General features: G+C 44.6%; 19 protein-coding genes and 1 pseudogene. 6 read left to right on the top strand and 14 right to left on the bottom strand.

Annotated features, from left to right (window positions below):
• Positions 1-28: 28 nt before the first annotated feature.
• Positions 29-1,845, top strand: a pseudogene (locus CK1_RS18845) (transglycosylase domain-containing protein); the annotation flags it as partial.
• A gap of 153 nt (positions 1,846-1,998) precedes the next feature.
• A complete protein-coding gene (locus CK1_RS18850; protein WP_502685130.1) occupies positions 1,999-2,424 on the top strand; it encodes a hypothetical protein in 426 nt (141 codons plus the stop codon).
• Positions 2,425-2,600: 176 nt separating this feature from the next.
• Here the strand turns inward: CK1_RS18850 and CK1_RS08880 are convergent, their stop codons facing one another.
• The 4 genes from CK1_RS08880 to ftsH all read right to left on the bottom strand — a co-directional run bounded on the left by CK1_RS08880 (position 2,601) and on the right by ftsH (position 8,665).
• The gene (locus CK1_RS08880) at positions 2,601-3,536 is read right to left on the bottom strand and encodes an ROK family glucokinase (RefSeq protein ID WP_015525927.1); all 936 of its coding nucleotides are present in this window, start codon (positions 3,534-3,536) and stop codon (positions 2,601-2,603) included.
• 3 nt (positions 3,537-3,539) lie between these two features.
• The gene (gene hprK / locus CK1_RS08885) at positions 3,540-4,496 is read right to left on the bottom strand and encodes an HPr(Ser) kinase/phosphatase (protein ID WP_015525928.1); all 957 of its coding nucleotides are present in this window, start codon (positions 4,494-4,496) and stop codon (positions 3,540-3,542) included.
• A gap of 110 nt (positions 4,497-4,606) precedes the next feature.
• Positions 4,607-6,454: an excinuclease ABC subunit UvrC gene (gene uvrC / locus CK1_RS08890; RefSeq protein ID WP_015525929.1), complete on the bottom strand. Its 1,848-nt coding sequence runs from the start codon at positions 6,452-6,454 to the stop codon at positions 4,607-4,609.
• Positions 6,455-6,526: 72 nt separating this feature from the next.
• Complete coding sequence (ftsH, locus tag CK1_RS08895; protein ID WP_015525930.1) at positions 6,527-8,665, bottom strand: ATP-dependent zinc metalloprotease FtsH; 2,139 nt, start codon at positions 8,663-8,665, stop codon at positions 6,527-6,529.
• A gap of 175 nt (positions 8,666-8,840) precedes the next feature.
• On the opposite strand from ftsH, the gene CK1_RS08900 reads away from it, so the two are divergent.
• Entirely contained in the window at positions 8,841-10,325 is a 1,485-nt protein-coding gene (locus tag CK1_RS08900) for a DUF1846 domain-containing protein (RefSeq protein WP_015525931.1), read from the top strand.
• Between the two features lie 414 nt (positions 10,326-10,739).
• Here CK1_RS08900 and CK1_RS08905 read toward each other — a convergent pair whose 3' ends face one another.
• The 4 genes from CK1_RS08905 to CK1_RS08920 all read right to left on the bottom strand — a co-directional run bounded on the left by CK1_RS08905 (position 10,740) and on the right by CK1_RS08920 (position 14,349).
• Positions 10,740-11,258, bottom strand: coding sequence for an MBL fold metallo-hydrolase (locus CK1_RS08905; RefSeq protein ID WP_306288850.1), 519 nt, complete (start codon positions 11,256-11,258; stop codon positions 10,740-10,742).
• A 198-nt stretch (positions 11,259-11,456) separates the two neighbouring features.
• Positions 11,457-12,113 carry a carbohydrate ABC transporter permease gene (locus CK1_RS08910; protein WP_015525934.1) on the bottom strand — a complete coding sequence of 219 codons (657 nt, stop codon included), beginning with the start codon at positions 12,111-12,113 and terminating at the stop codon, positions 11,457-11,459.
• Entirely contained in the window at positions 12,113-12,787 is a 675-nt protein-coding gene (locus tag CK1_RS08915; RefSeq protein WP_279031806.1) for a carbohydrate ABC transporter permease, read from the bottom strand. Before CK1_RS08915 ends, CK1_RS08910 begins: the two co-directional genes overlap by 1 nt.
• 272 nt (positions 12,788-13,059) lie before the next feature.
• Entirely contained in the window at positions 13,060-14,349 is a 1,290-nt protein-coding gene (locus tag CK1_RS08920; RefSeq protein ID WP_015525935.1) for an ABC transporter substrate-binding protein, read from the bottom strand.
• Positions 14,350-14,504: 155 nt separating this feature from the next.
• Here CK1_RS08920 and CK1_RS08925 point away from each other — a divergent pair, with 155 nt between their 5' ends.
• From CK1_RS08925 to CK1_RS08935, 3 genes are read left to right on the top strand one after another with little or no spacing between them, the layout of a single operon-like run.
• Positions 14,505-16,250, top strand: coding sequence for a sensor histidine kinase (locus CK1_RS08925; RefSeq protein ID WP_092070120.1), 1,746 nt, complete (start codon positions 14,505-14,507; stop codon positions 16,248-16,250).
• Positions 16,247-16,969, top strand: coding sequence for a response regulator (locus CK1_RS08930; RefSeq protein ID WP_015525936.1), 723 nt, complete (start codon positions 16,247-16,249; stop codon positions 16,967-16,969). The genes CK1_RS08925 and CK1_RS08930 overlap by 4 nt, the downstream gene beginning before the upstream one ends.
• A gap of 40 nt (positions 16,970-17,009) precedes the next feature.
• Positions 17,010-17,816 (top strand): helix-turn-helix domain-containing protein, encoded by an 807-nt coding sequence (locus CK1_RS08935; RefSeq protein WP_015525937.1) that lies wholly within the window; start codon positions 17,010-17,012, stop codon positions 17,814-17,816.
• Here the strand turns inward: CK1_RS08935 and CK1_RS08940 are convergent.
• The 6 genes from CK1_RS08940 to CK1_RS08965 form a co-directional block, all read right to left on the bottom strand.
• Complete coding sequence (locus CK1_RS08940) at positions 17,810-19,036, bottom strand: SbcC/MukB-like Walker B domain-containing protein (RefSeq protein ID WP_306288851.1); 1,227 nt, start codon at positions 19,034-19,036, stop codon at positions 17,810-17,812. The genes CK1_RS08935 and CK1_RS08940 overlap by 7 nt on opposite strands.
• Complete coding sequence (locus CK1_RS08945) at positions 19,009-19,728, bottom strand: hypothetical protein (RefSeq protein WP_306288852.1); 720 nt, start codon at positions 19,726-19,728, stop codon at positions 19,009-19,011. Before CK1_RS08945 ends, CK1_RS08940 begins: the two co-directional genes overlap by 28 nt.
• Before the next feature lie 116 nt (positions 19,729-19,844).
• On the bottom strand, positions 19,845-21,092 hold the full coding sequence (locus tag CK1_RS08950) for an AAA family ATPase (protein WP_015525938.1): 1,248 nt from the start codon (positions 21,090-21,092) through the stop codon (positions 19,845-19,847).
• A complete protein-coding gene (locus CK1_RS08955) occupies positions 21,089-22,237 on the bottom strand; it encodes an exonuclease SbcCD subunit D (RefSeq protein WP_015525939.1) in 1,149 nt (382 codons plus the stop codon). Before CK1_RS08955 ends, CK1_RS08950 begins: the two co-directional genes overlap by 4 nt.
• The gene (locus CK1_RS08960) at positions 22,234-23,274 is read right to left on the bottom strand and encodes an aldo/keto reductase (protein ID WP_015525940.1); all 1,041 of its coding nucleotides are present in this window, start codon (positions 23,272-23,274) and stop codon (positions 22,234-22,236) included. Before CK1_RS08960 ends, CK1_RS08955 begins: the two co-directional genes overlap by 4 nt.
• Before the next feature lie 161 nt (positions 23,275-23,435).
• Entirely contained in the window at positions 23,436-25,232 is a 1,797-nt protein-coding gene (locus tag CK1_RS08965) for an L-fucose isomerase (RefSeq protein ID WP_015525941.1), read from the bottom strand.
• Positions 25,233-25,353 lie beyond the last annotated feature (121 nt).

The raw sequence follows: 25,353 nt of genomic DNA on the forward strand, positions 1-25,353 counted from the left end.
CTTCCTGTATGATGACCAGGGAACACAGATGCGACAGCTTTCAGCCCCTACATCCAACCGTCTTCCGGTCTCCCTGGACCAGATCCCGGTCAGTCTGCAGCATGCAGTGGTAGCCATTGAGGATGAGCGTTTTTATGAACATAACGGTATTGATGTCCGCGGTATCGCACGTGCCGGAATGAAGGCGATCACCACCGGTAACTTTTCCGAGGGTGCCAGTACCATCACACAGCAGCTTCTGAAGAATAATGTTTTCACTGACTGGACCAACGAATCCACACAGCTGGAACGTTTCACACGTAAGTTCCAGGAGCAGTACCTTGCTGTACAGATTGAAAAAAATATGACAAAAATGTGATTCTTGAGAATTACCTGAATACCATTAACCTGGGTGCAGGTTCCTACGGTGTACAGGCCGCTTCCAAAAAATACTTTAACAAAGACGTATGGGATCTGAACCTTTCTGAATGTGCCACCCTTGCCGGCATCACGCAGAACCCTACCAAATTCAATCCGATCACCAATCCAAAAGCAAACTCCAAGAGACGGAAGGAAGTCCTGGATCACATGCTGGATCAGAATTACATCTCACAGGATGAATATAATGCAGCATTGAATGATGACGTTTATTCCCGTATCCAGGCCGCACAGCTTGAGAACACCGAAGAAGAAAGTACTGTTTACACGTATTTCGAAGATGAGGTTACCAATCAGGTCATCAGCGACCTGATGAACATTAAAGGATATACCAAGACACAGGCTACCAATCTTCTTTACAGCGGTGGTCTGAAGATCATGACAACCCTGGATTCCAACATGCAGCAGATCCTTGATGAGGAATATGCGAACCCTGATAACTATCCGGCCAATGTTCAGTATGAACTGGATTATGCGCTGACTGTACAAAGCCCGGATGGAAAACAGACAAACTACAGCAAAGAAATGCTGCAGCTGTATTTCCGCGATCAGGATCCAGAATTTGATCTTCTCTTTGATTCTCCTGAGGAAGGTCAGCAGTATGTGGATCAGTACAAGGCCAACATCCTGGCAGACGGAAGCACCGTAGTATCTGAGCGTGTAAACTTTGCGCCACAGCCACAGTCTTCCATGACTGTCATTGACCAGCATACCGGTTACGTAAAAGCCCTGATCGGAGGCCGTGGTGAAAAAACAGCCAGCCTGACTCTGAACCGTGCCACTGATACGACCAGACAGCCTGGTTCTACCTTTAAGATCGTTTCCACCTATGCACCGGCGCTGAACGAAAAAGGCGATACACTTGCTACAACCTTTATGGATGAGCCTTACGAATACCCGGACGGATCTCCTGTCAACAACGCCTCAAGAAGCTACGGCGGCGAGACCACCATCCGCAAAGCGATCCAGAATTCCATCAACGTTGTAGCTGTTAAATGCCTAGAGCAGGTTACCCCGGCTCTCGGCCTTAAATATCTGGATGATTTCGGTTTCACCACACTAGCTCACGGAACTGAGGCAGATAAAGATGCCAACGGAAATATCTGGAGTGACGCTAACCTGGCTACTGCTCTTGGCGGTATCACCAAAGGTGTCAAGAACGTGGAACTTTGTGCTGCATATGCAGCCATTGCTAATGGCGGGAACTATATCAAACCGATCTATTATACACAGATTCTTGATCATGACGGAAATGTTCTGATCGAGAACTCCTCCGTTTCCAGATCTGTGATCAAAGACAGTACCGCTTATCTTCTTACAAGCGCCATGGAAGACGTTGTAAAAAAAGGTACCGGTACCGCCTGCCAGCTGGATAATATGACTGTAGCCGGAAAAACAGGTACTACAGAGGACTACAATGACCTGTGGTTCGTAGGCTACACACCGTACTACACCTGTGCAGTATGGTCCGGCTATGACAACAACGAAAAAATTCCGGAAGATGCCCGTAACTTCCACAAAAACCTCTGGAAAAAGGTTATGACCCGTATCCACGAGGGCCTGGAGGACAGAGATTTCGATATGCCTTCCAGTGTGGAAAAAGCCAGTGTCTGCGCAGAGACCGGTCTTCTTCCCAGATCCGGATGCCCGACTATCACAGAGTATTTTGATATCTCCAGTCTTCCCACCGAATACTGTGATCAGCATTTCTACGGCAGCAGCGATTACGATGAAGAGGACTATTATAATAACGAAGATACGGACGCCGATACCGATGCAGCAGCTGAAGCGATTCCAAGCGCAGCTCCGGACAGTACTGACAGCACCGACACTGACAATACTGACAATTCCGATGACGGTTCCGATAATACCGGTGATGATACTGACAATTCCGGAACAGACGACAACACCGGTGGTGATGACGGCAGCTATGATAACAGCAATGATACCGGTGGCGATGACGGCAGCTATGACACCGGAGAAGATCCGGTAGAATATTATGAATGATCTCCATTATAGGTATCTTTCATAAACAACATATAAAAAAGTGGTTTCCTGAAATATGGAAACCACTTTTTTTACTTTTAATAACTTCTTACTGTCTCGCAGTTTATCAGTTCAGGCAAGTCCCACCCACCGCTTATTACTTTTCGCATTTGAAGCAGGGGACTTCCCTGGTTCGGTTAAAGTACCATCTTGGCTGCACCGTAGATTCCTGCATCATTGCCAAGTGTCGCGATCACGATAGGAGTATCCTTGCAGGATTCAAAAGCATACTCTCTGTAATATTTCCGGATACAGTCAATAAGCGGCTGTCCGGCCTTGGAAACTCCTCCGCCGATAACAATGGTCTCCGGATCTGTCACACAGCAAATAATGGCAAGAGCACCACCCAGCTGCTCTCCGACCTTTTCCATGGTTGCTACAGTTACCGGATCATTCTCCTTAAATGCGTCCAGAACTGCTTTTGCTGAAATCTCTTCGGCATCTCTGAGAACACTGTTCTCACCGGAAGCTGCAAGCTCTTTTTTTGCCATGCGGACAATTCCGGTCGCAGAAGCATACTGTTCCAGACAGCCCCTGTTTCCGCAGTTGCAGGATTCTGTTTCATGATGATCTACATTGGCATGTCCGATCTCACCGCCAGCTCCGTGATGTCCGGTCACGATCTTTCCATCAACAATGATACCACCGCCTACACCTGTTCCAAGTGTGACCATGATCACATCGGAGGAGCCTGCTGCAGCACCCTTCCATGCCTCTCCCAATGCCGCTACATTGGCGTCATTTCCGGCTTCCGCATGAAGACCTGTAAGTTCTTCCATCTCTCCCACAACGTTCTTATATCCCCAGAAGAGATTTACTGCACGTGATACTTCGCCTTTGGAGTTTACCGGTCCCGGAACACCGATCCCGACGCCTTCCACCTCCTCTTTGGAGATACCCTTTTCTTCCATCTTGGCATTTACTGCTGCTGCCACATCAGGAAGGATCTGATCTCCATTGTTTTCTTTACGGGTTGGAATCTCCCATTTCTCAACAAGAGTACCATCCGTGCGGAAAAGTCCGCATTTTACAGTTGTTCCACCTACATCGATTCCAAAACAATATGTTCCCATTTCTTACCCTCTCTTATTCTTCGTCATCCGGATTTTCTCTTTTTTCGCAAGATTTGCCTGTACACGCTTGTACAGAGCCTCTGCCGCATTGTATCCCATCTTCTTCTGTCTGTGATTGACAGCCGCTGCCTCAACGATGATCGCCAGGTTACGGCCCGGACGGATCGGAAGAGAATGGCATACTACCTTATTTCCAAGGTACTCTGTATACTCCTCATGCAGTCCAAGACGATCGTATTCCTTGTCTCTGTCCCACTCCTCAAGCTTGATCACGAGATCGATAGACTGGGTATCCTTAACGCTCTCAACACCGAACAGTGTTTTTACATCGATGATACCGATACCACGAAGTTCGATAAAGTGACGTGTGATATCCGGCGCAGATCCCACCAGTGTTACGTCACTGACCTTACGGATCTCAACAACATCATCACTGACAAGACGATGACCTCTCTTGATCAGCTCCAGGGCTGCCTCACTCTTACCGATACCGCTCTCACCTGTGATCAGGATTCCCTCGCCGTAAACATCAACCAGCACACCATGAATAGAAATACATGGTGCAAGCTGCACGCCCAGCCAACGGATGATCTCTGCCATAAAACTGGAAGTTGTTCTTTCTGTCACGAATGTCGGAACATTATATTTAACAGCCAGATCGATCATGTCCTGAGACGGACGAGTCATGGTACTGAAAATAACACATGGGATCTTGCTGGAAATGAAACGTTCATATTTAAAACGTCTCTCCTCCTCATTAAGCTGCATCAGATACGTATACTCTACATATCCGATGATCTGAACTCGTTCATTGGCAAAATGCTCCAGATATCCGGTAAGCTGAAGCGCAGGTCTGTTGATCTCCGCAGTCTTGATCACGATGCCTGACAGGTCGATCTCCGGAGTCAGATTATTAAGCTCCAGTTCCTGTACCATCTTTGTCAACTGTACACCCTTCATACTTTTGTCTCCTTTTCGCTGAAAGTTTGCATTCTCACTGCCGTTTTACCGGGGCGTGAGACACCTTATCTTCAATTATACACAATCACTGCTGAAACTGCAATGCAGCATCAGGATTTATGAAAAAATTCATAGACCTGACGGGCGCTTCTGGCATTCATGCTCTCTGTCTGTGCCAGTTCTTCCTCCGATGCATCCCGGATATTTTCCACAGATTTAAATTTACGCAGAAGGGCTTTCCTCCTGGTATCACCGATCCCCGGGATATCATCCAGGATAGAATGGACCTGTTCCCTGCTCCTAAGGGAACGATGGTATTCAATGGCAAACCGATGGGCTTCATCCTGGATCCTGGTAATCAGGCGGAAGCCTTCGCCGGATGTGTCAATGGGGATCTCCACATTGTTGAAATACAGGCCTCTCGTCCGATGATGATCGTCCTTGACCATACCGCAGACCGGGATGCTTATCCCAAGCTCATTCAGCACCTTCAGAGCGATATTTACCTGCCCTCTTCCACCATCCATCAGGATCAGATCCGGAAGCCTTGCAAAGCTGTCAAATTCTCCGTTACTCTCATGAGTGAACCTTCGGGTCAGAACCTCTTCCATGCTGGCATAATCGTTGGGTCCCTGTACCCATTTGATCTTGAACTTACGGTAATCACTGCGTTTGGGACGGCCTTTTTCATAAACTACCATGGATCCCACAGACTCAAAGCCACTGATATTGGAAATATCGTAAGCTTCCATGCGCACCACATTTTTCAAACCCAGCCATTCTTCCACCTCGTGAACAGCTCCGATGGTTCGTCCTTCCTCCCGCCTGATCCGTTCTCTGTCCTTGGCAAGTACCATACGGGCATTTTCTAGGGCAAGTTCTACCAGCTTTTCCTTGGTTCCCTTCTTCGGGACCCGGATGTGTACCTTCTGCTTTCTTCTTCCTGACAGCCACTCCTCGATGATATCTGCATCTTCGATCTCACTTTGCAGCATGATCTCAGATGGGATAAATGGCGTTCCCGCATAAAACTGTTTCAGAAAGCTGGAAAGGACCTGCGCCTTTGTATCGCCCTTTGCCACACGGAGATAAAAATGATCTCTGCCGATCAGCCTGCCATCTCGGATAAAAAACACCTGGACAACCGCATCCTGATCCCTGAGGTCTTCACTGTCATCCATGGCTACTGCAATGATGTCCCTGTCCTCCTGCCCGTAGCCGGTGATCTTCTGACGTTCCCCGATCTTCCGGATACTGCTGATCAGGTCCCGGTATTCCATAGCATCTTCGTAGCGCATTTCCTCCGAAGCTTTCTGCATTTTTTCCATCAGCTCACTAATGGCGTCCTGAAAATCTCCATTCAGAAATTTGATCACCTTATTGATATTCTTCCGGTATTCTTCCTGGCTGACATATCCCTGGCAGGGTGCCTTGCACTGCTTCATATGATAGTACAGACAGGGCCGGTCCTTTCCGGTATCTCTCGGAAGACTGCGGTTGCAGGAGCGTACCTGATACAGCTTCCGCACCAGTTCGATCACGTCCTTTACTGCTCCGCCGCTTGTATAGGGACCAAAATATTTTGCCTTGTCCTTTTTCATTCTCCTGGCAAAAAGCACTCTCGGGTATGGCTCATGAACTGTCACCTTAATAAACGGATAGCTCTTGTCATCTTTGAGCATGGTATTATATTTCGGACGATGTTCCTTGATAAGATTACACTCCAGCACAAGGGCTTCCAGCTCCGAATCCGTAATAATGTACTCAAATCTGGTAATATGTGTAACCATCCGTTCAATCTTGGCACCTTTATTACGACTGCTCTGGAAATACTGGCGCACACGATTCTTAAGGCTGATGGCTTTTCCCACATAGATGATTTCGTCTTTCTCGCCATGCATGATATAAACTCCCGGTTTTGCCGGAAGCTTCTTTAATTCTTCCTCGATTATGAACATACTTTATTCTCCTGTTTTACCATTACAGTAATAAGAAAACCGGGATTTCTCCCGGTTTTCTTATGATCTGTTTTATGCCTGTGATCCCGGCTTTTCTTCTGTTTCTGTATGATCGGCATCTGTTGTCTGAGCAGATCCTGCTATTTTCTCCGATGCCTGTATATCCTCTGTCAGTTCCTGTCCGGATATCTCCGGTCTGAGCGGAACCGATTCTGTATTTTTTGCTGCCTCGTTATTTTCTGCAATCGTTTCAATGTCCTGTTTATTGGACACTTCTTTTTCATCCTCGGAAAGTACCAGATCATCCAGATTCTCCGGGATATCCAGGCCCTGCTGAACTGCACGGAGGATCTTCATGAACTCTTTACCTGTAATGGTTTCCTTGCGGATCAGATATTCCGCGATCTTATCCATCTCTGTTCTGTGACTTCCAAGGATCCTCTTGGCTTCCTCATAGGAATGGTGGAGAAGCTTCATCACCTCATGATCGATCTCTGTTGCGGTATCATCACCACAGTTTAAAACTGCTCTTCCGCTGAGATACTGATTCTCCTGTGTAGCAAGTCCCATCAGTCCGAACTTCTCAGACATACCATACTGTGTGATCATGGCTCTGGCCACCTTGGTAGCCTGCTCAATATCATTGGCAGCACCTGTAGTGACTGTGTCAAAAACGATCTCCTCTGCAGCACGTCCGCCAAGATAGCCTACCAGCATAGCTTCCAGCTCTTTCTTGGTGTTGAGATATTTTTCTTCCTCAGGTACCTGCATAACGTAACCCAGTGCTCCCATGGTACGGGGTACGATGGTGATCTTCTGTACAGGCTCCGCATCCTTCTGGAGTGCATTTACCAGTGCGTGTCCGACTTCATGGTAGGATACGATCCGGCGTTCCTGTTTGCTTAAGATACGGTCCTTCTTCTCTTTTCCCACCAGAACTACCTCTACGGATTCCTCCAGGTCCTTCTGTGATACAGCTTTACGTCCCTTCTTGACTGCAAGGATCGCAGCTTCATTGATCATATTGGCAAGATCAGAGCCTACCGCACCGGAAGTTGCAAGTGCAATAGCTTCAAAATCAACGGTGTCATCCAGAAGCACGTTCTTGGCATGTACCTTCAGGATATCCACCCTTCCTTTAAGATCCGGTCTGTCAACGATCACACGTCTGTCAAAACGTCCCGGACGGAGAAGAGCCGGATCAAGAACCTCCGGTCTGTTTGTCGCAGCAAGGATCAGAAGTCCCTTGGATGTATCAAAGCCATCCATCTCCGCAAGCAGCTGGTTCAATGTCTGCTCACGCTCATCATTTCCGCCGCCATAGCGGGAATCACGGCTTTTACCAATGGCATCGATCTCATCGATAAATACAATACACGGAGCATTCTTCTTGGCTTCCTCGAAAAGGTCACGGACACGTGAGGCACCCACGCCCACAAACATCTCCACAAATTCCGAGCCGGAAAGAGAGAAGAACGGTACCTGCGCTTCACCTGCAACTGCCTTGGCAAGTAATGTCTTACCGGTTCCCGGAGGGCCTACAAGAAGTGCGCCCTTAGGTAGCTTGGCTCCGATGGCTGTGTATTTTCCGGGGTTGTGAAGAAAATCCACAACTTCCTGGAGAGATTCCTTGGCTTCATCCTGACCTGCCACATCCTTAAAGGAAACGCCCGTTTCCTGCTGCACATATGCCTTGGCTTTGCTCTTGCCTACGCCCATGCCCATGATCCCGCCGCCTTTGTTCATGCGGCGCATGGAGAACATCAGAAGTCCGAACAGAAGCAGTGTCGGCAGAACCACGCTCAGGATCATTGCAACAAATTCACCAAAAACATCCGGCGGATCGGTCTCAAACTTGATTCCCTTTCCTTCCAGTCTCTTGGTAAGTGCTGTACTGTCTTCGGTCTTCGTGGTGTAATAGCTCATATCCTCGTACTTGGAATTCTTTTTCTTGGGTACGATCGTCAATGTACTGGACTGGATCGTTACTTCCTTAACCTGGTCCTTATCCACCATATCGATAAATTTATCATAGGAGATCTCACTGCTGTTATCCTTCAGCATATTGGTAAACAACGCGAAGCACACCAGTGTGACCAGGAGGCATATCAGAAAAGCCAGAATCGACTGATGATTTTTACCTGATCCCTGCCTGGGATCTTTGTTGTCAGGTCGCTTCCCGTCCTGATCATTATTCAGTTGATTATTCATTTTTTTCCTCCTCTTGTCATTTCTTTATTATAAAGAGAAAAACCATATAAATCAACTGCGAGATTACAAAAATACCATCGAAAAAACACCGCATTGGATATTGCCAGTGAACGTAAAGTTGTAGTATACTGTTCCCAGTGAATTGGAAAATTAAAGAGGAGAGGAAATCAGACAAATGAAAATAGGTTTTGATAATGACAAATATCTGAAAATGCAGTCAGAACACATCCGTGAAAGAATCGGTCAGTTCGGCAACAAGCTTTATCTTGAATTCGGCGGCAAACTGTTTGACGACTACCATGCATCCCGTGTTCTTCCGGGTTTTGAACCGGACAGCAAGCTCCGCATGCTGATGCAGCTTTCTGATCAGGCGGAGATCGTTATTGTTATCAGTGCCAATGACATTGACAAGAATAAAATACGTGGCGATCTTGGAATCACCTATGACGAAGATGTACTCCGTCTTATGGATGAGTTTTCAAGCCGTGGCCTGTATGTGGGAAGCGTATGCATCACACAGTACTCCGGCCAGGAAAGTGCCGATCTCTTCAAAAAACGTCTGGAGAAACTGGGAATCCGTGTCTACAAGCTTTACCTGATCCCCGGCTATCCAAGCAACACTTCCTTTATTGTAAGTGACGAGGGTTATGGAAAGAATGATTATATTGAAACTACCAGACCTCTGGTCGTGATCACAGCACCGGGACCAGGAAGTGGAAAGATGGCAACCTGCCTTTCCCAGCTTTACCACGAATACAAACGAGGAGTAAAAGCCGGCTATGCAAAATTTGAGACCTTCCCGATCTGGAATCTTCCTCTGAAACATCCGGTAAACCTTGCCTACGAAGCTGCCACTGCGGATCTGAACGATGTCAACATGATCGACCCGTTCCATCTGGAGGCTTACGGCAAAACTACCGTCAACTACAACCGTGACGTAGAAGTTTTCCCTGTTGTACAGGCCATGTTTGAGAAGATCATGGGCAGCTGCCCTTATAAATCTCCGACAGATATGGGTGTCAACATGGCAGGTAACTGCATCGTTGACGATGAAGTATGCCAGGAGGCTTCCCGCCAGGAGATCATCCGCCGTTATTATAAGAGCATGAACGCTCTGGTTTCCGGCTCCGGCACAGAGAATGAGGTACGTAAGATCGAGCTTCTTCTCCAGCAGGCTCATGCAGAGATCACGGACCGTAAGGTTGTTCCGGCTGCCCTCGAAAAAGAAAAAGCAACCAATGGCCCTGCCGCCGCTATGGAACTTCCTGACGGAAAGATCGTATGCGGAAAAACCTCCGATCTTCTCGGCGCATCCGCTGCTCTTCTTCTCAATGCCCTGAAAGAGCTGGCAGGAATCGATCACGAGCTTCATGTAATCTCTCCGGATGCCATCCATCCGATCCAGCAGCTGAAGACCAAATATCTTGGAAGCAAAAATCCACGTCTTCACATTGATGAGATTCTGATCGCCCTTTCCATGAGTGCCGCAACCAGCGATGCCGCACGCCTTGCCCTGGAACAGATCCCGAATCTCCGTAGATGCCAGGCTCATACTTCCGTAATGCTTTCCGATGTGGATGTGATCAGCTTCCGTAAGCTTGGTGTTGAGCTTACCTGCGAAGCCAAGGCTGAGAAAAAGAAAGAATATCAGAAAGTCTGATCTTATAAACACCAAAATCCCCTGTGCCGGATCTACGTACAAACGCCGAACCGTACAGGGGATTTTTTTGAGGGAATCTATAATCAATCAACTTGCCGATATTTTCCTATTTAATTCATCCTATCTTTCTGATAGACAATACCACCTGTTGTAAATTTCACAACACTTCCGTTTTCGACCATATGAAAATAAGGTTCACCTTTCTGTTCTCCTGAAAATATTTTCTCAATTCCGTCACAATATATATTTATAATTTCTGGAGATAACGCATACTTTTTATAACAGTCTTTTTCTTTTTCGCAGACATGAGCAGGAAAAACGCTGCTTACTTTTTTCTGATTTTCTTCAATTTTAAAAGGCTTTCATAGTATACACGCAAAGAAGCAGATGGGGCAAGCGGACTTTTTCCAGGATTCAAATGTCCCCACACTTCCCAGGTGAGCATGATATCTCCTGTAAAAAGCCATCCTTTCTTCTCCTCAAACAATGCAATACACCCCAGGGTATGACTGGGAACTTCCAGAACTTTAAGTTTTTATCTCCCAGATCAAAGATATCCCCATCCCTGACTGTACAGATTTTTCTTGCCGGTCCGGGATTCCACATTTCAAACGAAAATCCCTCTTTTTCAGGAATTTCAAAGAACATGAGCTCAGACATTTCTCTCAGCTCCTGGTCTACGATCTGATGGGAAAAAGGTTCGTCATACCTTCCCACACATACTTCTTCAAATTGATAATTTCCTGAATTATGATCCACATGAGCATGAGTATTTACAACAATCAGAGATTTTTCTCCACAAAGTTTCAAAACTTCTTCTTTTAAATCGGTAAGTCCCAGTCCCGTATCCAGAAGAAGAGCTCTTTCTGTTCCATTTATCACATACATAACCGTCTTATCTATTTCATTGATCGCCCACAGATCTTTTTCCAACGGAATGATCCTGAATAACTGCATCTTCATTCCTCCTTTATTTTACAGCTCCCATTGTCAGTCCGCTTGTAATATATTTTTGTGCACAGATGTAAAGGATAATTGTGGGAATAATACACAAGGTAAGTCCTGCAATAAACAGATTCCACTGTGTGCTGGTAGCACTTCTGAACATGAAAAGATTTACCGTCAGCGGTCTCAGTTCACTGTCTCCAATGAGAATACTGGGAAGCAGAAAGTCATTCCAGGACCACATAAAAACAATACACCAATGGTAACCGTTGCTGGTTTAACAAGTGGAAATACGATCTGCGTCATAATTCGAAAAACTCCACATCCATCTATTGCGGCTGCTTCTTCCAGCTCCCGAGGTACATTTTTCAAAAATCCCGTAAACGTCAGAATTCCAAACGCACAGAAGAATCCAATATCAAGAATGATAATTCCTCCAAGGGAATTGGTAAGATTGGTATTTGTAGCAAGTACAGAAATAGGAATCATAACTGCATGAAACGGCACGATCTGTCCGAAAACAAAATACAGATACAGATTCTGTGAGATTTTCCCACGAAGATGTGAGATTCCGAAAGCACCGGCAAACGATACGAACAGCCCTCCCAGCATAGCTCCCAATGTAATCACAACAGAATTTTTTAATGCAACTAAAAAATTCATGCTTTCCATGGCATTTTTAAAATTATCAAGATATAAAGACTTTGGTAATGCCAGAAAATCAGCCGCAATTTCCGGACTTGTTTTAATTGAATTCATAACGATCCACAATACCGGTAAAATAAAAATAAAGCCTAATATAAACATTGCTGCGGTACCTGCAATTTTCTTTTTCCATGTCATTATGACTGCACCTCTCTTTTTCTAGTAATATTAAGCTGAATCAAGGAAATTGCTGCTATGATCAAAAACAGGATCACCGATTTCGCACAGCCATACCCCATATTAAAAGTTCCAAATGCGTCATCATAAATATTCATGGCGATCGTCTGTGTTGTTTTTGAAGGTCCGCCGCCGGTTAAAGCGTAGTTAATATCAAATGCTTTAAATGCATTTGCAATAGATACAAACAGATTGATCGTAATCGTTGGCATCAGAAGCGGAAGCTGGATTTTTATAATACGATTCAGTCCCACACATCCGTCAATGCATGCCGCTTCCATCACATCAAGAGGAATCGACTGCAAACCTGTGATGTAAAGGATCATCAAAAATCCCAGGCCCTGCCACACGGTAACCACTGATACCGCCGCAAATGCTGCCGTTGAACTCCCGAACCAGCTAAACCCTGTTACTGCTTCCGAATGTAAAAGTTCTCCAATTATTGGCGTTACTTTCTGAAAAATAAATGTCCACGCCAGGGCGATCATAACTCCACTGATAATATTCGGAATAAAAAAGAACGCCCGGATCACTGGCTTACCGAAAATATGTGTATTCAACGCCAGAGCTATAAAAAAAGCCAGTACATTGGTCAGAACAATCGTAACCACTGCAAGTTTAAACGTCAAAAACATAGATTGTATAAAATCTCTATCATGAACCAAATCGACAAAGTTTTTTATTCCGATCCAGTTATGCGTTCCTTTGATCAGATTCCAACTGAAAAACGAATTCGGGATCGTTCCAAAAATTAACGGTCCTGCCAGCGCAAAAGTATAAATACACAGTGCCGGCAGCACAAGAAGGAAATAATATTTTTCTGTTTTCTGTATAAAATGTCCGACATGTTTCCTACCCCCGTATATAGCAGGCGGACTTTTAAAAGTCCGCCTGTTTTCCTGTGTGTTTATTCTTCTGCAAGCTTTTTAAATCCTTCATCAAGAGCATCCAGTGTCTGATCTTCATCGGTTATTCCTGCAAAATATCCCTGAACATCATCGCCCAGAACATCGCTTGCTCCGCTTGGAAGCTGATTCCACAAAGTACTTCTGACCTTTCCTGCATCCATATACGCTTTCAGATCTTTATAATAATCCTTACTTGCAATTTCATCATCTGCTTCAATGTCCATGCAAGCCATAAAGCCGCCGTAGCTGTTGGTCACTGTTTTCAGCCAGTCCCCGCCATCTCCGATATAATCAAGCACTTCCAGGGCTTCATCCAAGTGTTCCCCGTTTGCGTTGGCCACGATCGCATCTGTTGCACATGCCACAACTTCTGCATCATCTGCGTTATCACTTACTGGAACTGCAAAAAATCCGATGGGAAGATCCTGTGTTACACTTCCTACAGAAATCGTTGCCGCATCTGAAAGAAAGATCATTGCTGCTTCCTGGTTTGCAAATGCATAAAATCCTGTGGCCGCATCCGAATCCATATAATTCTGTCCGGAATTTTCTTTCATAAGATCCATAAAATCAAAGACTCTGTCTACGCCATCCACCTTAAAGCTCCCTTCTCCCTTATTCATGGAATCCAGCCAGCTGTCGATCTTATCTTTTCCACCAAGTACTCCTCCGAATAAGGAGCAGAATTCCTGACTTACTGTCCAGTTATCTTTATAAATAGCGGTAAATGGTGTAATATTCGCAGCCTGAAGTTTTTCACAGACTGCTTTCATCTCATCAAAAGTTTCCGGCACTTTTTCAATTCCTGCTTTTTTAAAAAGATCTTTATTATAAAGTACACCCCACCATTCATACATCTGTGGAAATCCCCACACTTTGCCATCATAAGTAACTGCTTCTTTTGCATTGTCATAAAGTTTGTCCACAAACTCATGATCGCTTACGTCTGCCAGCAGCCCGTTCTGTGCAAAATCATATACCTGAGAATAAGAACTTACTTCAAAAAGATCCGGCAGATCTTTTGCCGCTGTCTTTGCTCCAAGATACTGGTTATAATCTCCGGACTGCATCTCCACAGATAATTTTATATTATCATGAGTCTGATTAAACCCTTCCGCTGCTTTATTGTAAATATCCGCAGCTCCGGAAGTCCACACTGCCATCTTGATCTCAACTACATCGTCTACATTTTTCAGATTACTTTTTGCGTAAACCGGCATCACTGTTCCAACAAGCCCCATTGCCATGAGCGCTGCCATTGCGCACGCTGTCACCTTTCTTCTCTTCATTTGTAAACCCTCCGTTCTTTTTTGATGAACTCATTATATTATAATTTTTAATATCAAAACAGTGCACACTTCTTGACATTATGTGTCACTTTTCATAATATGTATTGGTTTTTTTACTCATCATTATATAATAATACCGAAAGGAGGGGTAAGAATTGTTTTCTATTACTGCAAAATTTAAAGAACACTCTATAAAATTTCGAATTCTTGTCATCGTTCTTCCAGTTGTGATTCTCAGTTATATCATTTTATTATCTTCTTTTTATATGATTTATGTAAAAGAATCCCGTAACAATATTCTTCTGGAACATGAAGAGAATACTCTGTCTATCGCAAAAAATACAGCCAGTTATTTTTCCTCACTGAACTCCAACATTGATCTGCTGCTTTACGGAACAGAAATTCAGTCTCTGATCCATTCCTATGCAGATAAAAAGCTCAGTCCGGAAGAAGTTCAGTCCCAGTGTAACACCCTTTTCTCCACATATCTTTTAGGTGCTCAGTCTAAAATTCAACGGGTTTATATTGTTCTGACCGATAATGGGATCATTTCCAATCAGACTATTTATAATTCCACCCTGGAACAACAGGAGCAAAAACTGGAGCAGCTCAGTGAGTATCTAAAACAACCAAAGGGAACTCTCTGTTATTACTATTCTCCAAAGGAACCTTATACCATCACTGCTGCCAAAAATATTTTTGACATTCAGAAACCGGAAAAGAAGATCGGTATTTTACTGACTGAGATCAATATCCGGTTTATGGAGGATATGATCACGGAGCATCAGGATTCTGAATATAGTTATTATTCCCTTTTTCAAAATAGTGACCTGGTATATACAACTTCCCCCTATGCCCCATCCGTCACAGCCAGCATGAATATGAATTATCACTCCCACAGGGGGAATAGTAATTTTTATGCCATCCGCTATTCTGTAAACGATTTCTTACAAATCGGAGGGCTTCTCAACACAACCGGCGCATTTCATTCGATCAATCGTGTATGGCGTCAGCTACTGGTTATTTCCATATTTTTTCTCTTGATACTGGTTTTCGCTGTTATTCAGATTTCAAGAACCATATCCCAGGAATTTCAGGTTTTTATCACTAAGTTAAAACAAACTTCTGTTGCCGATGAAACCGCCCTGATCCACACAGTTTCCAGCAACGAATTTTCTGAGCTGACAAAGGAATACAACCATATGCTCCTGCGCCTTCAGGAATCCGGAAAGAAGATCACGGAACAACAGATTCTTCTAAAAAACGCAGAGCTGAAAACGCTTCAGGCACAGATCAACCCACATTTTCTTTACAATACCCTGGACTGTATCTCAAGCCTGGCATCTCTTGGAAAAACAGCGCAAATCACAGATATCGTTCCAAAACTGGCTGATATCATGCGAATGAGCATCAAAGGCCCTGATCTTCTTCCTATTTCAGAAGATCTTAATTACGTAAGAGAATATTTGGATATTCAGAAAATGCGTTTCCAGGATCGGCTTCTTTTTCTGATCGAATGTAACGATCCCATGGAAGATCTGTATATCCCAAAACTGATCATACAGCCGGTCGTTGAAAACGCTATCATACATGGTATCAGTGAATCTGTGGAAAATGGCTTTCTTTCTATTCAATTATTTACTTTTAAAGACGATGTACTGATCAAAGTCTATAACACCGGCCCCCTGTTTTCTCACCAGGTAATTGAAAAGATTCACTCTGTATCACAAACTTCTTTTTCCGACCAGAAAAGCATTGGGCTTATAAATATTCAGATGCGGCTACGGTCCCAATTCGGAAATTCCTATGGACTGCTTCTTGAAAATATGGAAGACCGTACTTCTGTGTGTGTTACGATCCGTATTCCACAAATACATCAAAGGGAGGACCTGACAAAATGAAAATTCTGATCGTTGATGATGAAAAGATCATCCTGGAAAAACTTAAAATGTATATTTCACAGATTTTTACAGAAAAAGAGAATATTTTTACTTCTGACAATGCAGCAAAAGCACTGGAGATCATATCCTCTCAGCAACCAGATATCATTCTTACGGATATCCGTATGCCAGGAAAAGACGGCCTGTATATTTCTTCTTTCGTGCATAATAATTTTCCAGATAAGATCGTAATACTGATTACCGGTTTTTCTGATTTCAAGTATGCACAGACAGCGATTAAAAACCATGTTTTCGATTATATCCTAAAACCAGTAGACGAAAACGTCCTGAAAGAATCCGTATTGAAAGCTATACATACTATCACCGAACGGAAAAATCAGGCGATCATGCGCAAAAAATATGAATCCTATCTAAAAGAAAATATCAGAAATCTTCAAAAAGATTTTTTTGAACGGTTACTTTTCAGGAACACCACTTCCCTTTCTTCTTCTTTTCATGAAGAAGTCACCATGCTCCGCCTGGATCATATTAAAAGCTATTACCTTTTATACTGCAAATGTTCTACAACAGTTTCAAAAGATCTGGAAAAAGAATATTACTTTACGCATATCGCCGAACATTATCTTCAGGAACAGATTCCGGGAGCTCTTATTTTTCTTATGGAAACGCTTTGTATTCCTTATGTCCGGACATTGATGAAAAACAACTTACAAAAATAACTAATTTCATACATGGGGAACTAAAAAGAATCACGTTCTCATGTCCGCAGCCATCAGCAGTCACTCTGAGAATCTGTCTGAAATTCCCCTGCTTCGAAGCCAGACTGTAGAAATTTTTAATACCCTGAAAAATTCCAGTCATTTTGTCATGCTCTACCGTGATCTGGAAACCAACCCCGTTGCTGTCATGTATGAAAAATCCAACTATTTTCAGGTTCTTCTCAATTCCCTGTCTTCCGGTGACAAAACAATGATTCAAAGGCATTTTGATGAGATCTCCCAGTTTTTCACCCGGCAAACTCCTGATGAGTTCAACAGTTTTATGTATAGTTTTATGACTCTTTTTCTTTCTTTTTTTCAGTCAGCTTCCACGGAACTGTCAGATTCGGTACGTCAGATCACCAAAACACAGAAAGAGCTTTTTTCAACCTCCTCACTTCCGGAAAAAAAGACTGAAATATTTCAGGACTGGATGTTTCAGATTGCAGGCCTTCTGAATACTGATAAAATTAATAAAAACAACTACCTGACCAGTCAGCTGATTGAATATATCCGCGCAAATTATGAAAAACCTCTGAGCCTATACAGTATCGCCGATGAATTTAACCGAAGTACTCCTTATATCAGCAGACTGATCAAACAGACAACCGGCAAAAATTTTACGGATCTTCTTACCGATCTGCGTATCCAGAAAGCTAAAGAATTGCTGAAAACTTCTTCCTATCACGTAAATGAGATATCCCACATGGTAGGATATCCCAATTTTCGTTACTTCAGCCGTATTTTCAAGCAGCAAACTGGTATGACTCCCAATGATTATCGGAAGATTTCCTGCCGTTTTCACTGAATTTTTATACTGCTTCCCACACCATCCCCACCACATTTTTTGGTGACGATGATCTTATTTTCGATCCGTTCCTTCAATTCTGACACATGTGAGATAATTCCTACCAGACGTTTTCCGTCGGCCAGACTTGTCAGGGCTTTCAGGGCCTGTTCCAGGGATTCCTCATCCAAGGATCCGAATCCTTCATCTACAAACATGGAATCCAGCCGGATTCCCCCTGCGCAGGCCTGGATCTCATCAGACAGGCCCAGTGCAAGGGACAGAGATGCCTGGAAGGATTCCCCACCGGACAATGTCTTTACACTTCGTTCTGTTCCGTTATAGTGATCTATGACATTCAGATCGAGACCTGCTTTTTCTTTCTGATTTTTGCTCTGCTCCTGGCGTTTCAGTTCGTACTGACCGCTACTCATGGTCATAAGACGGAGATTGGCTCTTCGCAGGATCCGGTCAAAATATGCCATCTGGATATAAGTTTCCAGCTCGATCTTTGCCTTTCCGTTCAGTTTTCCATTGGCTGTATCCGAAAGATTTTTCATCCAGACATATTCTTTTTCCGCCGCAGTCATTTCCGTCTGACGTACCTGCACTTTATGATATATTTCCTCATTTCCCTTCTGAACAGAAAAAAGTGCTTTTCGTTTTTCCGAAAGCTGTGTTTTCTCTTCCCTAAAACGGCTGTACTGCTCTCTGAGCGCATCCTCATCTACTTCTCCGATTTCTTTTTTCTGCTCCTCAAAGTTTTTTACAACCGCTGTTATTCTTTCCTTTTCCGCCCGGATCTCCTGTAATTTCTGTTGAGCTCTTCTGCTGCTTTCTTTCAGCTCTTCATACAGCTTCCTCTGTGTTTTTATTTCCTGTTCCAGAGATTCTTTTCCACCTTCTCCGATCTCTTCGTTCAGCTCATCCACTTTCTGTGCTTTATTCTTCCTCTCTGTTTCCAGACGTACGATGTCCTGTACAGCTTCATTGATAACTCTTCCCAGTTCTTTCAGAGTCTTTTCTCTTTCTATGATCAGCTTCTCAAGATCCTGTTTCTGTTTTGCTTCTTTTTCCTTTCCCTGAACTTTTTCTGACAGGCAGCTGAGCATATCCTGTATCTGTCTTTCAAATCCTGCAGCTGTGTTGTCCGTCACTTCTCCATTTCCTGACACCAGACTTTTCTGAATCAGTTTTCGGATCTCTTCTGCTGTTATCTGCTGCTGCTTTTTGTTTTCCACGTCTCTTGTCTGAAGACCGGCCTGTTTTCTGTCACATTGATTTTTCTCTTCCTGTAACTGAACGATCTCTGTTTCCAGCTTTTCGATCCACGTTTCTGTTTCGTTCTTCTTTTTTTACGTTCTATTGCTATGCGAATCTCTTCCTCGCTGTCTGCCAGCTGCTTTTCACATTGGTCCTGTTTTTCTTTCAGCAAAGGGATCAGCTTTTTCCATTCCGTCTCATGTAAAAGCTCTTGTGCCTCCCTCTGGATCTGATGCCATAATGTTTTCTGGCGTTCTTTTCGTTTTCCTACTTCCACACTCTGCGTATTTGCGTCATTCTCCAGTCTGTCCAGTTTTTGTTTCTCTCTGTCCAGGATTTCCTGATCCACAACCTGTCCTTTGGGAAGTATTCCCGGACGCGGATGCTCGAAAGAACCACATACCGGGCATGGGCAACCCTCTTTCAGTTCCTGCGCCAGGAGCCCTGCCTGCGCGTCCAGAAAACTCTGAAACAGTTTCTGGTAAACTTCTCTCTGCTTTTGTACTTTTTCAATGGAAATCTTATATTTTTCCTGCTGCTCTTTCGTGGCATTATAAGCCCCTTGAAACTCCTTAACCAGAGCAATCAGTCCTTCTAATTCTTTCTTTTTCCGAAGCCCTTCTGTCTTTTTCGTCTCTGCCTTCTGAAGTTCCAGCTCCGCGCTGTCCAACAGCGCCTTGTCTTTCTTTTGCTGCTCCAGCTCTTCCTTCTGCTGCGTTTCTTTCCGGATGATTTCTTCCTGCCATCCATCTATCTGTTTCTGTTCTTTTTTGATCTCTTCTTCCGTCAGCAGACAGCTGTCATAGCTTCGTTTTTCACTGTCCAGTTTATCGTACTCAAACTTGTATTTTTGTAGTTCTTCTCCTGCATCTGCCAGTATTGAAAGGCGTTTTTTTCTTCCTCATCTTTTTTCTGCAAAAGCTGCTCTTCGGAAATATCCTTCTCTTTTTTTTCACTGACTGTTTCAAGCTTTCCTTCGATTGTTTCCAGCTCTTTTTTCAGCTTTTCCAGCTCCTGATATTTTTTCAGCTTTTCTTCTTTTTCACGGATCCTGATTCCAAGCTCTTCACATCTGTGATCTGCATCTTTATATTTTTCCGCCACTTCTACTGCAAGCTGTAGAAGTGGTGTTAATTCTTCCAGATCTTTTTCCGCTTTTTTCTTTTTCAGCTCCAGATTTCGTTTCTGAGCCACAAGATTTTGTGCCTCTTCTGATTTTCGTATATCCTGATTAAGCGAGTCTTCTTTTTCCCGGAGCTCTTTTTCCTGTGCTTCACCATATTCCAGAAACTGCTTCAGAAGTTCCAGACTCCGCTCCAGTTTTCCCTCGAATTTTATCTTTTTCAGTTCGTCAAATTCCTCTGCCTCCTGCCATGAAGCAGTCTCCGTTTTCACTCCATCCAAATACTGGGCAATACTGCGGCGCATTTCATCATATTCCTTATATCTGGCTATTGACGCATCCTTAAGTTTCATCTGAATCTGCTGATAAAGTCCTGTGTGAAAGAGCTGTCGGAAGATCTCTCCTCTCTGTGTAGTTCCTGCCAGAAGTAATTTCTGGAAATCCCCTTGGGCGATCATTGCGATCTGTGTGAACTGATCATAACTCAGTCCCAGAAGCTGTTCCACTGCCACAGTAACATCTTTTGCCTTTGTCACCGGCTGCCGGTCATCCGGATAGATCAGCTGTGCCTCAGCTTTCCTAAGAGTCTGTCCGGTGCCTCTTTTTTTCGGAGCCATATATTCCGGACTCCGGCGCACGTGATAGATTTTCCCCTGATAGGAAAAAACAAGCTCCACAAAAGTCTCCGTGGAATCTTTTGCATACTTACTCCGGAACATGGCGGATTCCCTTACCTCTCCACTGGCTCTTCCATATAACGCAAAGGTGATCGCATCAAAGATCGTAGTTTTTCCCGCTCCGGTGTCACCGGTGATCAGGTAGAGACCGCCCTCTCCAAGCTTTGAAAAATCAATCTCTGTTTTGTCTGCATAGGGCCCGAAGGCACTGATGGTCAGTTTTTCCGGTCTCATTGTTTCACCTCCTGGATCTTACGGATCAGATCTTCGGAATATTTCCGCTGTTCTTCATTCATGGGCTGGTTATTCTGCAGTTCAAAAAATTCCTCAAAATATTCCAGCTCGGATTTCCTTTTCACCGTTTCTGTACCTGCGATCTCCTGGTTTTCTCTTGTACGTCGGTTATCATATTCCAGCCTCATCAGATTCGGATAAACAGTACGGAGCTTCTGCATTCCATCTACAATATCTTCTTCATCTGTCAGCGTGATCTGCACATAATCCTCTGTGTTTGTGTCCTGATAACTGGACAGTGATGTGATCTCCATGTATGTGCCTTTCAGTTTTCGCATATCCCGAAGAGGCTTCAGCGGAATCTCCCTGATCCTGAGATTTCCTTTTTCCAGAAGCTCCACAACTGTCACGGATTTCTGCTGTCCTGCCTCGGAAAAAGAATATTTCAAAGGAGTTCCGCAGTAGCGGATGTGCTCGCTTCCCACATTCTGAGGACTGTGGATATGGCCAAGTGCCACATAGTCAAAATCCCGGAACACATCTGCCTCCACCTGGTCGATACCTCCAACGGAGATCTCTTCAGAATCGCAGCGCATGGCACCGACCACAAACTGATGGGCGATCAATACATTGCGATAACGTTTATCAATCTCCATATGTGCAACTGCTGCCTGCACTGCCTCCTGGTAGGTACGGATCTCATCCACCTCTTCTTCTCCTTCCAGTCCGTGCCTCACAGTTGCCGGACGCACAAATGGAAGCAGATGGATCCAAACTTCTCCATAGCTGTCCGTTAAACAGTACTTTTCTGTTTTTCCATCGTATACCGGGGACATACAGATCCCGCTGCTGCTCATGATCTGTGAACCGAAAGCGATCCTTTCCGCACTGTCATGATTTCCGCTGATGGCATACACCGGGAGCTTCCGCTTTGCAAGCCTGGTAAGAAACCGGTCAAAAAGCTGCACTGCCTCCGCCGAAGGAACCGGTCTGTCATAAAGATCACCGGCGAGAAGGATCCCATCCGGTGCTTCTTCATCAATGATCCTCAGGATTTCATTCAAAATATATTTCTGATCTTCGATCATGGAAAACTCATTGACACGTTTTCCTAGGTGAAGGTCTGATAAATGGATCAGTTTCATCGATCACCTCCTGCGCTCACCCAGCCTCCGAACAGTTCCGGTGCAAGGTCGATCTCACAGGCATCCAGCACATCTTTTAGCTGTGAAGGATTGCTGACACCGGTTACAGGCACAGTCTGGAATGGCTGATGGAAAAAGTATGCCAAAGACAGGGCCTGCAGGCTGTGGCCGGTTTCTTTCTGCAACTTTAACAGCTTCTGATAGGTGCGAAAGTTTGTCTCGTTCCAGTAGGATCTTTTCATACTTTCTGAAAGACCTGTGATCTGTGTTTCCTTCTCCCGCATCCAGGATGCATCCACCTCTGCATCTGTACAGGAAAGCCCCATTTTCTGAAGTTTTGAAAAAAATCCCATTGCAGTGGAAGAAAACGGAACGGCAGCAGCGCCTGTCTCACAGTGCCACTGATATTCTTCTCTGGAAAACTCCACAAGTGTAGGATCCGGATTTGTATTTCCTCCGGGATTGATTTCTGCAAGACTCCACTGATTGGATACTGCTGTGATCCCTGAAAGATTTCGTTCCCTCAGACATTGAGCAATTTCTTTCAGCCTCTCTGTGCGGTAATTGGAAAATCCATAATAACGGATCCGGCCTTCTTTTTTCAATTCTTCCAGAATATCCACGATTTCCTCCGCCGGTTTCTCCGGATCATCTCTGTGAAGCCAGTAAAAATCCATCTCATCTTTTCCCAGTGTGCGGCAGCTCTCATCCAGGTCCATGCGGATATCTTCTTTGTTCACTCTGCTGCGGCCCGGATCCTCAAAGGAATAGTGCGCGCCCTTCGTTGCCACAATAACTTTTCCTTGCATGCCACTCTCTTTCAGCCATTTTCCTATGATCTGCTCACTGCAGTTTCCATGTCCTTTTAGCCATTTGCAATAGACATTTGCCGTATCAATAAAATTTCCACCTGCGCGTACAAATGCGTTCAGAATCTCAAAGCTTTTTTCCAGGTCTGATTTATCTCCAAATCCTGCTGTTCCGAGGCAGATAGGACTGATGTTCAGATCTGTATTGTTCAGCTGCATATATTTCATCTACGTAACCTCCCGTATTCATATATATCTTTTTCTATTATAACTTTTTTCCGTAGATCCGAACAGTATATTTCCCAACTATCCATATACTATGGCACAAAAAAATCCTCCGGCACATGCATGCCGGAGGATTTGATATTCCGTTATCTTAACAATATGATTTATTTGTAAAGTGGTCCATAGTTCTTGCAAGCGCGGAAGTCTGCACCCTCTTTTTCCATACCGAATGCGTTCCAAGCTGCCGGACGATAGATATCCTTCTCAGGAACGTTGTGCATGGATACCGGGATTCTCAGCATAGAGCACATTGTGATCAGGTCTGCACCGATGTGTCCGTAGGAGATCGCACCGTGGTTAGCACCCCAGTTGTTCATTACATCGTAAGCTGTTTTGAACGGTCCCTCTTTGCCATCGCATCTTGGAGCGAACCATGTACATGGCCATGTGTAGTCTGTACGTTTCCAGAGCTTGTCAGATACCTCTTCCGGAAGGGCTACTGTCCATCCCTCTGCGATCTGAAGAACCGGTCCAAGTCCTTTTACAAGGTTCAGACGGATCATAGTTGCAGGCATCTGAGCACGTGTTTCATAACGGCTGGAGTATCCGCCTCCACGGAAGTATCCGTTGTCGGCCATACACCACTCTGTATTGTCCATGATCGCTTTCTGGTCTGCCTCTGTAACATCCCACCACTGTTTCATAACTGGTGTTCCGTCAGCCTCTTTAGCCTGTCCGTTAGCATCCAGGCAAGCAGCACCGGAGTTGATCAGATGAAGGAATCCGCCAGCTTCTTTGGCAACACCCTCAAGGTCATATCCTGTAGCTTTCTTAACTGCCTCCGGGCTCCAGTATGTACGAACATCAGCGAAGATCTGAGCACGTCCTGTAAGAAGTTTCATGAACAGCATTCCAAGTCCGTTGAGAACATCGTTCTCTGTAGCAAGGATGTACGGCTCACGAGCGCCATTCCAGTCGAAGGATGTGTTCAGCATAGCCTCTGCGAAGTCACCGTTCGGATAGAAGTCTGTCCACTGTCTCTGGCCCTGGAATCCAGCTGCAAGAGCATTGTGTCCGATTGCTTCCTCGGAGAATTCCGGAGCAAGATTATCACAGCCGTTCATCAGCTCTTTGATGATAACTGCCATCTTAACAACAAACTCGAACTGCTCCTCTTTCTTCTCTGGTGAGAACTGAAGCTCTTCCGGGTTCTTGTCCCAGCCGATCTTGCAGGTCTCTTTTGCCCATTTGAGAGCTTTCTCAAACTCTTCGTGATCGTAGATACCCTCTGTCATACGACGGATGATCTCTACCTCATCAACAGACTCAACTCTCATTCCGAGATAGGACTCGATGAAATCAGAATCGATGATAGATCCGCCGATACCCATTGTTACAGAACCAATCTGCAGGTAGGATTTACCTCTCATGGATGCAGCTGCAACTGCTGCACGGCCGAATCTTAACAGTTTCTCTTTAACGTCTTCTGGAATGGATGTGTCGTCAGCTTCCTGAACGTCATGTCCGTAGATACCGAATGCCGGAAGACCCTTCTGTGCATGTGTAGCAAGAACGGATGCCAGATATACAGCACCAGGTCTCTCTGTTCCGTTGAATCCCCATACAGCCTTGATGGTCTGTGGATCCATATCCATGGTCTCAGCTCCGTAGCACCAGCATGGTGTAACTGTAAGAGTGATATCTACACCCTCTTTACGGAATTTATCCGCACATGCAGCGCTCTCACCAACACGTCCGATGGTGGTATCAGCAATAACAACTTTTACAGGCTCACCATTTGAATATTTCAGGTTCTCCTCGAAAAGCTTTGCTGCGGATTTGGCCATGTTCATAGTCTGATCTTCCAGAGATCCTCTTACATCGAGGGCTCCTCTACGTCCGTCGATGGTTGGTCTGATACCGATAACCGGATAGCTGCCTACTAATCTGCTCTTTGCCATAGTAACAATTACCTCCTAAATTTATATTCACTATTATAACTTACAGTTTTTTCACGTTCTGACAACTCCTGTCCGAACTATGCTTTTATTATACGATTGCATCTTTTAAATTACTTGTGTT

The organism is Ruminococcus sp. SR1/5 (genome assembly GCF_000209835.1).
GTDB lineage: Bacteria > Bacillota > Clostridia > Lachnospirales > Lachnospiraceae > Blautia_A > Blautia_A fusiformis.

Bases quoted from the DNA above. Each gene is read 5' to 3' on its own strand.
- hprK (WP_015525928.1), bottom strand. From the start codon at position 4,496: ATGAAGGGTGTACAGTTGACAAAGATGGTACAGGAACTGGAGCTTAAT.
- CK1_RS08935 (WP_015525937.1), top strand. From the start codon at position 17,010: ATGTCCGCAGCCATCAGCAGTCACTCTGAGAATCTGTCTGAAATTCCC.
- CK1_RS08915 (WP_279031806.1), bottom strand. From the start codon at position 12,787: ATGTTTTTGACGTTTAAACTTGCAGTGGTTACGATTGTTCTGACCAAT.
- ftsH (WP_015525930.1), bottom strand. From the start codon at position 8,665: ATGAATAATCAACTGAATAATGATCAGGACGGGAAGCGACCTGACAAC.
- CK1_RS08950 (WP_015525938.1), bottom strand. From the start codon at position 21,092: ATGAGACCGGAAAAACTGACCATCAGTGCCTTCGGGCCCTATGCAGAC.
- CK1_RS08965 (WP_015525941.1), bottom strand. From the start codon at position 25,232: ATGGCAAAGAGCAGATTAGTAGGCAGCTATCCGGTTATCGGTATCAGA.
- uvrC (WP_015525929.1), bottom strand. From the start codon at position 6,454: ATGTTCATAATCGAGGAAGAATTAAAGAAGCTTCCGGCAAAACCGGGA.
- CK1_RS08910 (WP_015525934.1), bottom strand. From the start codon at position 12,113: ATGACATGGAAAAAGAAAATTGCAGGTACCGCAGCAATGTTTATATTA.
- CK1_RS08960 (WP_015525940.1), bottom strand. From the start codon at position 23,274: ATGAAATATATGCAGCTGAACAATACAGATCTGAACATCAGTCCTATC.
- CK1_RS08880 (WP_015525927.1), bottom strand. From the start codon at position 3,536: ATGGGAACATATTGTTTTGGAATCGATGTAGGTGGAACAACTGTAAAA.
- CK1_RS08930 (WP_015525936.1), top strand. From the start codon at position 16,247: ATGAAAATTCTGATCGTTGATGATGAAAAGATCATCCTGGAAAAACTT.
- CK1_RS08955 (WP_015525939.1), bottom strand. From the start codon at position 22,237: ATGAAACTGATCCATTTATCAGACCTTCACCTAGGAAAACGTGTCAAT.
- CK1_RS08920 (WP_015525935.1), bottom strand. From the start codon at position 14,349: ATGAAGAGAAGAAAGGTGACAGCGTGCGCAATGGCAGCGCTCATGGCA.
- CK1_RS18850 (WP_502685130.1), top strand. From the start codon at position 1,999: ATGCCTTCCAGTGTGGAAAAAGCCAGTGTCTGCGCAGAGACCGGTCTT.
- CK1_RS08900 (WP_015525931.1), top strand. From the start codon at position 8,841: ATGAAAATAGGTTTTGATAATGACAAATATCTGAAAATGCAGTCAGAA.